Source organism: Mesorhizobium sp. PL10 (assembly GCF_053714315.1).
This window is the reverse complement of the sequence record NZ_JBSKBR010000061.1, coordinates 1-11,029: the sequence shown is the minus strand read 5'-3', so window position 1 is coordinate 11,029 and position 11,029 is coordinate 1. Positions and strand designations below refer to the sequence as shown.

The 11,029-nt window shown below is 60.4% G+C and carries 10 protein-coding genes; 1 reads left to right on the top strand and 9 read right to left on the bottom strand.

What is annotated here, in order from left to right:
• The coding region (locus ACWGTO_RS31950; protein ID WP_454578733.1) for a tyrosine-type recombinase/integrase at positions 1–224 on the top strand (224 nt) is incomplete at its 5' end.
• A 391-nt stretch (positions 225–615) separates the two neighbouring features.
• Here ACWGTO_RS31950 and ACWGTO_RS31945 read toward each other — a convergent pair.
• From ACWGTO_RS31945 to ACWGTO_RS31905, 9 genes are read right to left on the bottom strand one after another with little or no spacing between them, the layout of a single operon-like run.
• Entirely contained in the window at positions 616–1,764 is a 1,149-nt protein-coding gene (locus ACWGTO_RS31945) for an adenylate/guanylate cyclase domain-containing protein (RefSeq protein WP_454578732.1), read from the bottom strand.
• 13 nt (positions 1,765–1,777) lie between these two features.
• On the bottom strand, positions 1,778–2,125 hold the full coding sequence (locus tag ACWGTO_RS31940) for a response regulator (RefSeq protein ID WP_454578731.1): 348 nt from the start codon (positions 2,123–2,125) through the stop codon (positions 1,778–1,780).
• Between the two features lie 14 nt (positions 2,126–2,139).
• A complete protein-coding gene (locus tag ACWGTO_RS31935; protein ID WP_454578730.1) occupies positions 2,140–4,794 on the bottom strand; it encodes a GAF domain-containing protein in 2,655 nt (884 codons plus the stop codon).
• The gene (locus ACWGTO_RS31930) at positions 4,760–5,323 is read right to left on the bottom strand and encodes an SCO family protein (RefSeq protein WP_454578729.1); all 564 of its coding nucleotides are present in this window, start codon (positions 5,321–5,323) and stop codon (positions 4,760–4,762) included. The genes ACWGTO_RS31935 and ACWGTO_RS31930 overlap by 35 nt, the downstream gene beginning before the upstream one ends.
• A gap of 20 nt (positions 5,324–5,343) precedes the next feature.
• A complete protein-coding gene (locus ACWGTO_RS31925) occupies positions 5,344–6,351 on the bottom strand; it encodes an ABC transporter substrate-binding protein (RefSeq protein ID WP_454578728.1) in 1,008 nt (335 codons plus the stop codon).
• Positions 6,352–6,396: 45 nt separating this feature from the next.
• Positions 6,397–7,404, bottom strand: a complete 1,008-nt coding sequence (locus ACWGTO_RS31920) for an ABC transporter substrate-binding protein (RefSeq protein WP_454578727.1) — start codon at positions 7,402–7,404, stop codon at positions 6,397–6,399.
• Between the two features lie 45 nt (positions 7,405–7,449).
• Positions 7,450–8,457 carry an ABC transporter substrate-binding protein gene (locus tag ACWGTO_RS31915; protein ID WP_454578726.1) on the bottom strand — a complete coding sequence of 336 codons (1,008 nt, stop codon included), beginning with the start codon at positions 8,455–8,457 and terminating at the stop codon, positions 7,450–7,452.
• 45 nt (positions 8,458–8,502) lie between these two features.
• A complete protein-coding gene (locus ACWGTO_RS31910; protein ID WP_454578725.1) occupies positions 8,503–9,507 on the bottom strand; it encodes an ABC transporter substrate-binding protein in 1,005 nt (334 codons plus the stop codon).
• A gap of 29 nt (positions 9,508–9,536) precedes the next feature.
• Positions 9,537–10,550, bottom strand: coding sequence for an ABC transporter substrate-binding protein (locus tag ACWGTO_RS31905; RefSeq protein ID WP_454578724.1), 1,014 nt, complete (start codon positions 10,548–10,550; stop codon positions 9,537–9,539).
• Positions 10,551–11,029 lie beyond the last annotated feature (479 nt).

Sequence of the window (11,029 nt, the reverse complement as noted above, 5' to 3'; positions counted from 1 at the left end):
ATGCCCGCCTCGTCGACGAATGGGTCGAGGCGATCGGGCTTCGACCCCAGGAATACGGCACCCATTCCCTGCGTCGCACCAAGGCTTCGATTATATACAAAGCGACGGGAAATTTGCGAGCCATCCAGATCTTGCTCGGTCATACGAAGATCGAGAACACGGGCCGCTATCTGGGAGTCGATGTAGAGGATGCTCTCGAACTTGCCGAGGCAACCGAGGTTTGATCAAGAGCGGCTCCACTTCACGAGTGGAGCCGTGAACAATTTGCGCCGCAATTGTCGCCATCCAGCGAGATCCACGGCTTCGCCAATCGAAGGCCCCTAACCGCCCTCGTAGTGGATTGCCGCGGTACCAAGCCGAGTTTACGGGCGACGGCAAAGCGCCCAATGTCGGCCGTTGAAGTCAGGTTTGTCACTGCCCGCAAGCAGACATTGCCGGCGACAACACTGTAGGTCACGGTTGCGCCAGAGGCTGCCATTGCCAGAGGCTGCCATTGGTTGTTACTCGCGGAACGACCGCTTCCTTGGCGATTTCGAGATCGGTTGATGGCTGGGCTGCTTTGTGCCGGCCGTTCGACGGGTCGTATCGGCCGACCGAGTCCAAGTGCGTCCAACGCTAGCCCGGTCGACCGAACCACCGCACGATTTCATAGGCAGGCATTGGGCGGCGAAAACCCTTCAGCGTCAGATCGCCAACAAGAACAGATTCGACCAGCGACTCGACAGCGCCGAGGACCCGTTGGCTAACGAGAATCTGGCGGGATTTGGCCTCCTCGCACAATCGGGCTGCATGGTTCGACACAGTGCCGATGACGGCATAGTCCGAGCGCTGATCAAAACCGATGCGCCCGATGGTTGCGTGGCCCCTGGCAATGCCGATCCCAAAGCCAAGCAAATAGTCCCGCTTGCGCCATCGCTCTGAATGCTCGTCAATCGCGTCGCGCATTGCGGTAGCCATTGAGACAGCTCTCTCGCTGTGGTCGGGACATGGCAGCGGATCGTTGAAAACCACGACGATACCGTCGCCCACGAACCGCTCAAGAGTCCCCTCGTGGCGGACAATTTGTTCGCCAAGACAGGAATGATACTCCGCCAGAACTGTCATTACTTCTTCGGGTTCGGCGGTCTCTGCGAAGGCAGTAAAGCCGCGCAAATCGCAAAAGACAACCGTCACCTCGCGGCGGTGGCTCTGCAAGAGCGCATCTCCATTGCCCGCCGCAACGATGAGGTCGGCGACCTGTTCGGGCAGGAACCGCCTGAGCCGCACCATTCGCTCGAGCTCCGACAACTGCTCAGCCACGGTTTGCTCGAGCGAGCGGTTCCAGTCGGAAAGTTGCGCGGCTTGGTCCTCAAGGCGTTTGGCCTGGCTCGCGACAGTGTCGTGAAGCGCCTTCTGGCGCAACATCGAGCGCACCCGCGCTAGCAGCGCCCTGTGCTCGAAGGGCTTTGTCAGATAGTCGTCGCCACCGGCGTCCAGCCCCTCGACCACGTCGCGCGTATCGGCCTTCGCGGTGACCAGAACAACGGGGATCGATCGCAGCGATTGATCGTGCTTGAGCATGCGGACCACACTGATGCCGTCGAGCTTCGGCATCATGATGTCGAGCAGGATCAGATCAGGCGTGAGTTCGCGGGCTTTCGCAAGCCCCTCTTCACCATCGGCGGCGGTTGCAACTTCGTAGCCATTCGCCTCGAGGCGCATGCGCAGGATCTCAAGGTTTTCCGGAGTATCGTCGACCGCGAGAATGCGAGGCGGATCGTGCAAGGCACTGCCTCCCTCAAGAAAGGAACCCGCGAATCTCGGAAAGCAGCTGGCGCGGACTGAATGGCTTGGCAATGTAACCATCGCACCCAGCAGCAAGGGCTTTCGCCTCGTCGCCCGACAACGCGTAGGATGTGACGGCGATAATCGGAATGTGCCGGAGCGCCGGGTCGGCCTTGATGCGGCGGGCCGCTTCATACCCGTCGATCACCGGGAGCTGGATGTCCATAAGGATCAGGTCTGGCCTGTGCGCTGCGGCTGCAGCTATGCCGGCGGCGCCGTCCGTCGCCTCAATCAGTTCGTATTCGGTGGTGGCAATGAGATCGCGGATGATCTGGCGGTTGTCCTCGGTGTCTTCCACCATCAGGATTCGTTTGCTCATGCGGCCCTCGCGTCCTCATTCACCCGGATTGGTACCTTCAGACGGAATGTCGACCCTGACCCGATCATGGACTCGACGTCTATGGTTCCGCCATGCATTTCGACGATGCGCTTCGAGATCGCCAGCCCAAGACCTGTGCCACCCTTCTGCCTGGTGCTGCTGTTGTCGACCTGCTGGAATTCTTCGAAGATAAGAGCCTGGTCCTTGGACGCGATGCCGGGACCGGTGTCTCGGACCGTGATCTCGAAGTGCCCGTCGATCGCATCGGCAAGAATGTCGACCGCACCCGTTTCGGTGAACTTGACGGCATTGCCTGCAAGATTGAGCAGGACCTGCGTCAAACGGCGTTCGTCCCCGCGGCCGATTGGAAGGTTCTCGGCAACAGTCGTTGAAAGCTCGAGACCCTTCGCTCGTGCCAGCGGCTCAACAGCTGTAACGGTCGATCGAACAATCTGCGCGACGGAGTAGTCCTCGATCGCCAGCGTAAGCTGGCCGGCTTCGATCTTGGAAAGGTCGAGTACGTCATTGATGAGCCCTAGGAGGTGACGGCCGTTTGCCTGCACGCGCGCGACGGTCGTCTTTGCCTTGTCCGGGAGTTCGCCGTAGATGCCGTCGACCAGCAGTTCTGTGAAGCCCAAGACCGAATTGAGCGGTGTCCTGAGTTCGTGGCTCATATTCGCGAGGAACTGGGACTTGTGGCGGCTGGCTGCCTCCAGTTCCTGGCCTTTCTCCTCGATCTCGCGGAACAGCTTGGCATTCTGGATCGCGAGCACCGATTGGGCTGCGAAAGTCTCCATCAGGTGGACAACTTGCTCCTGGAAGGCACCTGGCTTGTGGCGCCTGACGACCAGTGCGCCAACGATCTTGTTGGGCCTCAGCAGCGGAACGATCAGGATACCGCGATATCCGGCGTCGACGATCGTCTTTCTTACAAGGAAGGAGGAAGTCTCCTTGCTGAGGTCGGGAAACTGTACCGGCATGCAGCGCCCGGGTGCGTCGCCGATCCCCATGTCGCCCAGCCCGATCGTCTGGTGTGAGACTGCGGCGATAAGCTCATCGCTCATACCGAAGTTTGCGCGCGGACGGAATTGCTGCCGCGTGCTGCTGAACACGTAGATCGTGCCAGCATCCGTCTCCGACAACTGGACCGCTTTGGCGACGATCGTTTTCAGCACCGTGTCGAGATCCAGCGTCGAATTGACCGCCTTGCTCACCTCACCAAGCGCCTCGAGTTCACCAACAGACGCGGCAAGCTCGCGCGTCCGTGACTGCACCGCCTCGAAGAGCCGCGCATTCTCGATGGCGATCACCGCCTGGTCGGCGAATGTCTCGACGAGCGCGATCTCCTTGGGATTGAAAGGTTGCGGCACAACCCTCGTCATGACGAATACGCCAACGAGATCACCTTCCCGCAACAGCGGGGCAGCGAGGACGGTGCGGAATCCGCCTGCCTCAGCGATCAAGGCAACGCGGTAGTCCGGATCAGCGGTCACGTCTTCGATTTGTACGATCCGCCGTTCTTCGATTACGCGCCCTACGGCGGAGCCTTGGCCTGCGGCAAGCGCTGGAACTGGATTGGCGTCGACATAAGCACGGAAACTGGGCGGGTAGCCATGCGTCGACACATAGCGGAATACGCCATCCAGCAACTGCACGATACCACCCTTGTCGGCACGGCAGAGCCTGACAGCCGATTCCACCAACGTATCGAGCACCACCTGCAGATCGAAGGTAGAGCGGCTGATGACCTTCAGAACGTCTGCAGTGGCTGTCTGCTGCTGAAGGGCTTCGTCGAGCTGCTGGGTGCGCGTCTCGATCTCCTGATACAGGCACCCCAGCTGGTCGGAGGTCTGGTTGACGTTAGCGGCGAGCACTCCAAGTTCGTCGCGATTGGCGACGGCAACCTGTTGGGCGAAGTCGCCGGCCGCTATCTGGCTGAGACGCGTCTCGATTTTCTTGACCGGTTCGATCAACGACCAGGAGATGATGTAACCGAGCCCCAACGCCAACAGGATACTGCCCACGGCAAACGAAACCACGATCAGTCTGGACGTGCCGTACGCACTCTCGGTCGTTTCGATGGCCGCCAACATGTCGGCTTCGGCCATGTTGACCAGCTGGTTTGTCAGCCGCTCGAGGCGATCAGCCGACGGTATGATTTCATCAAGCTGAACCTTGCGCGCCTCCACAGTACGGCCGGCGCGGACGAGTTCTACCACGTGCGTCACCCCGGCCGTCACTCGTTCGTACTCTTGCCTGACTTGGCCAAGCACTTCCACCTCGGCTTTGGCGACGAACTCCATGCGGTCGAGGTCGTAGCCGAACTGATTGAGCTGGCGCAGCGCCGCATCCAGCATCCGGTCGTCCTGAAGCAACAGGGCGGTGGAGATGCCATAGAGCTGGGTGGTCGTATCGTGCTGTACCTGGCGGTAGGCTGCGATCCTGCGCTGCAGCTTGATCAGCTCGTTGGTCTGATCGTTGACCCCACTCAGCACCTGCAACCCGACGGCCCCGAGCACGATCAGCAGGCCGACGATCGACAGGAATGCGATCAAGAGCTTGGTCTGGACGCGCGCCGGCAGCCGGGCAACCCAGCCAACGAGCCGGTTCGTTATGCTATTTGGATTCGTCCAAGAGGCTGACAAGGTCATCCCGGAACTCCTCCAAGTCGAACCGGACGCCAAGATACTGTACTCGCAAGATGCCATTCGGGTCTACGAGCGACGTCAACAAGGTATGGTCGACATCTCCGTTCGCCACCTTCTTCGCGATGATCCCATATTTCCGTCCAACCTCATGGACAATCGCCGGGTCGCCGGTAAGAAACGACCAGCCCTTCAGATCGGCGCCAAAATTCTGCGCATATTCCTTCAAAACATCGGGCGTATCGCGCTCCGGGTCGACGGTGATCGAAATGAAGGCGATTTTGGATCCGAACGCACTGCCCAACTTTTTCTGCACGCTGGCCATATGGGCGGTCAGCATGGGACAGACGTCGGTACAGTACGTATAGATGAATGAGACGGCGACCACCTTGCCGCGAAAGTCGTGCAGCGACACGCGCACATTGTCCTGCGATAGCAAGGTAAAGTCCGGCGCCTGTCCGATCGTCGGCAGGCGCTCGTCGTGCGGCGCGTCCTGCGCATGTGCCGGCCAAGGAGCAAGCAGCGCCAGTGCCAATGCGCATGCCGACCAGCAACTCACGCCTTCAACTCGCGCTTGACCTCGTTGAAGAACTGCCAATCAGTACCCTTTGCGATGATGTCGTTCGGGTTCGACTTGACGATGCCGGCTTCATGCAGACGCAACGAGAAGAACCTTACCGTATCCTCGGGATCAAAGTCGCGCCAACTCGAGTACGGGAGTTCGCGGAACGCCTGCACGGCGTAGTCGTATTGTTCGGTGCGCCCGCTGTCCACCAGGAGGCGTGCCACCCGTTCCGGCTCGGCCGCACAGATATCGGCCGATTTGAGGATGGCGCGGACGACCCGCTTGGTGGCGGCTGGATTTTTCTCGGCATAGGCGGCGTTGACCGCCAGCATGCAGCAGTAATACTGCGACCACGGCCGGTCCTTGGAACTGTCGAGGATGACGTGGCCGATGTTGCGGGCGCGCAAATCCTGAGCCTCAGGCGGGAAAGCCAGGAAAGCATCGACTTTGCCGTCGGCGAAAAGCTCCGCGGGTTTTGTCTCCCCGACGATCCATTCGATGTCGCGTTGCGGATCTAGTCCGACGAAAGTCGCCATGGCGCTAACGAAGATGTGCGGATCCGATTTTAGAATATAGCCGACGCCGACCTTGCGGCCTTTGAGATCCGTGATGCTTTTGATGTCCTCGCGCCCAAACAATTCGTAGCAGCCCACGTGCACGCCGGAGATCACCTTGATCGGGGCACCGGTGTCTATGGGGATGACAAGCGCGGTTGCAAAGTTGATACTGAAGTCGATATCGCCCCGCGCCAACATGTCGGTTTGCGCGATACCGGCGTCTGTTGCGATATATCGCAAATCTAATAGGCCTTCCGCTCGGATCAGTTCCGCGGCGACATATTGCGGAGCGATGCAGATGGCTGGTCCCGCCGAAATGCGGGCGACCGTGGTTTCAGGTGCTGCTTCGGCGGCGGCCGCGTTGCGGCCCTTTGCAAGACCCGCGGCTGCGAGCGCAGACAGGCCTGTGAGGAAACGGCGACGGTTCTGGACAATCTGCACGAGTCTCTCCTCCCTTGAAAAAGGCACCGCGTGTCCGCGATAGGTCTACGTCTTCAGCTCTCGCTTTAGCTCGTTGAGGAACCGCCAATCCGTACCGTCTGTGATGATCTTCTGCGGGCCCGACCTGATCATGCCGGCCTCTTGAAGTCGCAGCGCGTAAAACCGGATCGTGTCTTCCGGATCGTATTCTCGCCACTTGTTGTAAGGCACGTCGGTCATCGTCTGCAGTGCGTAGTCGTAGTTGGCCGTGAACCCGTCATCGACGATCTGTCGTGCGACGCGCTGTGGCTCAGCGACGCAAAGGTCCGCGGCTTTCAGAATGGCGCGAACGACGCGCTTGGTCGCGATCGGGTTGTCGTGAACGAAGCCGGCGTTGCCGGCCAGCATGCAGCAAAAGTACTGCGACCAGGGACGATCAACGGCGCTGTTGACTACTACGTGGCCGACGTTTTGGGCGCGCAGTTCTTGAGGCTCGGGCGGAAAGCCGAGGAACGCATCGATTTCCCCTCGCGTGAAGAGCGTCATTGGTTTGATGGTCGGGCTGGTGACCCAATTTATGTCCTTCAGTGGATCCAGTCCAACATAGGCCGCCATGCCCGTCAAAAATACATGCGGACTCGAGCCCAAGGCTTGGACGCCGACACTCTTGCCCTTCAGGTCTCTAATCCCGCGGATATCCTCGTTTCCGAATAGCTCAAAGCAGCCAGGGTGCACCCCGGCCAGCACCACGACCGGGCCCCCTGCATCCATCGCCACCACGAGCGGCGCGGCGAAATTCAAAGTAAAGTCCACCTGGCCACTCGCGACCGCGTCAGATTGCCCCGCGGCTGTCTCGGTCATTACATAGCGAACCTCGGTGAAGCCCTCCGCATGCAACAGCTCCTCGGCAACATATTGAGGCGCGATGCAGATGCCCCTGATCTTTGCAAGTCGGACGCTCGTTGTTTCCGGCGGTGGCTCCGCGGGGAGCACTTGCTGGACCCCAACGAGGCTCGCGGCGCCAGCTGCCGAAAGGCCGGCCAGGAAGCGCCTGCGGCTCTGGATGATTTGCATGGCCTCTCCTTCCCTCGATAGGGCGCGCGGCGCGCCGGCGATTACCTATGTCTTCAATTCCTGCTTTAGTTGATCGAGGAAGCGCCAATCCGTTCCGGTGGCGATTATCTCTTGCGGGCTCAACTTGATCATGCCCGTCTCCTGCATGCGCAGCGCGTAGAAGCGCATCGAGGCTTCGGCCTCGTAATCCCGCCAGACGTTGTACCGGGTGTCGCTCAGCGTTTGCAGCGCGTATTCGTAGCTGTGCACGAAACCTCGCTCGACCATCTGCCCGGCACTCCATGCGGGATCCGACGCGCAAAGGTCGGCGCCCTTAACGATGGCCCTGAGCACGCGCTTTGTCGCCACCGGGTATCTGTTCACGTAGTCCGCAGCGGCCGAGGTCATGCAGCAGAAGTGCTGCGACCAGGGGCGATCGAGGGTCGTGTTGAGGACGGTGTGGCCGATTTTCTTGGCGCGCAGTTGCTGCGTCTCCGGCGGCGTGAAGAGGTATGCATCGAACTTTCCGTCGGCGAAGGCTTCTACCGGCTTACTTTCCTGGACCCAATCGAAGTCGTTGTCGGGATCCAGTCCGATATACGCGGCCATCAGGGCAACCAGCACGCGCGACGGCGCATTGATGTCATGCATGCCCACCCGCTTGCCCTTGAGGTCCGAGATGCCTTCGACGCTGTCGTTGGCGATCAGCTCGAGGCACCCGGAGTGCAGACCGCCAAGCACCTTGATAGGCACCCCCGCGTCGATCGATGCGACATGGACTGGCGCGTAGTTCATGCTGAAATCTGTCTCGCCGCGTGCAATCCACACCGCCTGATCGACTTTCTCGTCGCCCTGCACGTACTGGACGTCGGTGAAGCCCTCCGCTTTGAGCAGCTCTCCGGCCAGGTACATTCCCGCCCAGCAGTAGGCACCATCAATCCACCGCGGCAAGCGAACGGAGGTCGTTTCAGGAGGTGCCTCTGCCCAAGCGTCAGTCGTTGCGCCGATGAGACCTGCAGCGCCTGCTGCCGCAGCACCGGCCAGGAAGCGGCGGCGGTTCTGGATGATCTGCATGTGGTTCTCCCTCTTCGATAGAGCGCACGGTGTGTTGGCGATTGCCTACGTCTTCAACTCCTTCTTCAGTTCGCTGAAGAATCGCCAGTCGGTGCCTTGGGCTAAAAGCTTCTGGGGGGTGCTCTTGAGCATCCCGACCTCGTGGAGGCGCAAGGCGTAGAAGCGCAGGGTGTCCTCAGCGCTGTACTCACGCCAACCGTAGGGGAGGCCCTTTATGACCTGGAGGGCATGGTCATAGCGCCTCGTATAGCCCTGCTCCACCAAATACTGGGCGGACTGCTCCGGCTCGCTGGCGCAGAAATCCGCCGCTTTCAAGATGGCGCGGAGGGCGCGTTTGGTGGCCACCGGATACGTGCGGACGAACTCTCGGTTCCCAGCCAGCATGCAGCAGAAGTATTGCGACCAGGGCTGGTCCACGGTGCTGCTAATCAACACATGGCCGATCTGCCGCTCCCGCATCTCCTGCGGCTCCGGGGGGAAGCCTAGATAGGCATCGATCTTCCCCTCACTTAGCAGCCGAATGGACTCGGGTCCCGGATGCGTGACGAAGTGTATGTCCTTATGGAGGTCCAGGCCCACATACGCCGTCATAGCGGCGAGAAAGACGTATCGGCTGGAATCCAGCGACGGCACGGCCACGGTCTTCCCCTTGAGGTCGCGGATCGCTTGCACGCGATCGGTGCCGAACAGCTCAAAGCAGCCGACGTGGAGTCCTGCCAGGATGACGATCGGATCCCCAGCCTCCAGGTGGAGAAGGAGCGGGGCGGCGAAATGCGCACTGAGGTCGGCTTCACCAGAGGCGAGAGCCGGCGCGATGTCTGCGGTCCCCCTCTTTTGGAGGTAGTGCACCTCGGTGAACCCTTCGCTGCGCAGCAATTCTTCGGCTACATACTGGGGGGCCTGACAGATGCTGGGAATCCGGACGAGCCGGATCCGCGTCGTCTCTGGCGGTGGCTCTGAGGCGAGCGACTGGCGGACCCCAACTAGGCTCGTAGCGCCGGCTGCCGAAAGGCCGGCCAGGAAGCGCCGGCGGCTTTGGATGATTTCCATGTCCACGTCTCCCCTTGAGACAAATGGGATCAGGTTTTCAGCTCACGCTTCAACTCATTGAGGAAGCGCCAGTCCGTTCCGTCGGCGATGATTTGTTGCGGGCTCGATTTGATCATGCCCGTCTCCTGCATGCGCAGCGTGTAGAACCGCAGCGAGTCTTCAGGATCGAATTCGCGCCAGCGGTCGTATCGAATGTCCTTGAGCGTTTGGAGCGTGTAGTCATACGATGGGACGAAATCGCGATCGACCATCTGCCGGGCTACCAGTTGCGGATCCGACACGCAGACGTCGGCGGCCTTGAGGATGGATCGCAAGACCCGCTTGGTCGCCACCGGGTATCTGTTCACGTAGTCCGTGGTGGCGGAGATCATGCAGCAGAAATACTGTGACCATGGGCGGTCGACGGCATTGTTGAGGATCGTGTGGCCGATCTTCTTGGCGCGCAGGTCCTGCGGCTGGGGCGGCGTTCCGAGGAATGCGTCGATCTTCCCCTGGATGAAGAGTTCCGTCGGTTTGACCCCCTCGGTCAAGACCCACTTTATATCGTTGACGGGATCGAGCCCGACATAGGCGGACATGAGGGTCAGCCACACGTGTCGCGAGTTATTGAAACCATCCACGCCGACCCTCTTGCCCCGCAGATCCGTGACACTGCGGATGCTCTCCTTGGCGATCAGTTCGAGGCATCCCGAATGCAGGCCGGTTAGCACCTTGATCGGCACGCCGGCGTCGATCGACGCGATCTGATTCGGCGGAAAGTTCACAGAGAAATCGGTCTCACCGCGTGCGATCCACTCCGATTGGTCGACGCTTCTGTCGGCTTCTATGTAGCGAACGTCGGTAAAGCCATCTGCACGCATCAGTTCTCCGGCGATGTATGCGCCTGCCCAGCAGTACGAACCACCAATCCACCGCGGCAGACGAACCGTGGTCGTTTCCAGCTGCGGTTCCGCGTGGAGTGACTTCGGAAGTCCGACGATACTGGCAGCGCCCGCCAGTGCACCACCGGCCAGGAATCGGCGGCGGGTTTGGATGATCTGCATCGGAACGCTCCTCCCTTCCGAACTGCAAAAAGGCAATTCTGGCCGGAACCGAGCAAAAGAGGTTTCGGCAGAGGCAGACAGTCTTGTGAGCGCGCCGAACACAGCGAATTACGAGCGCGCCCAGAGTCTTGATGCGGGAGTCTTGCGCTCTCAGTCGCCGGCCCCAGTATTAGCAACCGACGATATGCCACGATACGCCCAATTTTCGCTGGTTGCGAGCATAAAACTTACTCCGCCAAACGTCCCGCCAGCACCTCGCTGTCAGGGAGACTGTTGCGCGGTTGTGAATAGCCACGTCGAGTTTACCGGCCGGCCGAGCCATCGACGCACAGGTCTGCACAGGGGCAGCTTCCAAGCTTGGTTCACCGGCTGACCGTCCGCTATCGTTGTTCGGACGCCAAAAGCCGCCATACCGCTGTCGGCCCCGCAACCGTCTACCGGCGTTTTCTCCGATGGCCAATCATGGCCGAAGGAGGAAC

What these genes read in the sequence shown, in the direction of transcription:
- ACWGTO_RS31910 (WP_454578725.1), bottom strand. Translation starts at nt 9,507, where the DNA reads ATGGAAATCATCCAAAGCCGCCGGCGCTTCCTGGCCGGCCTTTCGGCA.
- ACWGTO_RS31935 (WP_454578730.1), bottom strand. Translation starts at nt 4,794, where the DNA reads ATGACCTTGTCAGCCTCTTGGACGAATCCAAATAGCATAACGAACCGG.
- ACWGTO_RS31905 (WP_454578724.1), bottom strand. Translation starts at nt 10,550, where the DNA reads ATGCAGATCATCCAAACCCGCCGCCGATTCCTGGCCGGTGGTGCACTG.
- ACWGTO_RS31915 (WP_454578726.1), bottom strand. Translation starts at nt 8,457, where the DNA reads ATGCAGATCATCCAGAACCGCCGCCGCTTCCTGGCCGGTGCTGCGGCA.
- ACWGTO_RS31920 (WP_454578727.1), bottom strand. Translation starts at nt 7,404, where the DNA reads ATGCAAATCATCCAGAGCCGCAGGCGCTTCCTGGCCGGCCTTTCGGCA.
- ACWGTO_RS31940 (WP_454578731.1), bottom strand. Translation starts at nt 2,125, where the DNA reads ATGGTGGAAGACACCGAGGACAACCGCCAGATCATCCGCGATCTCATT.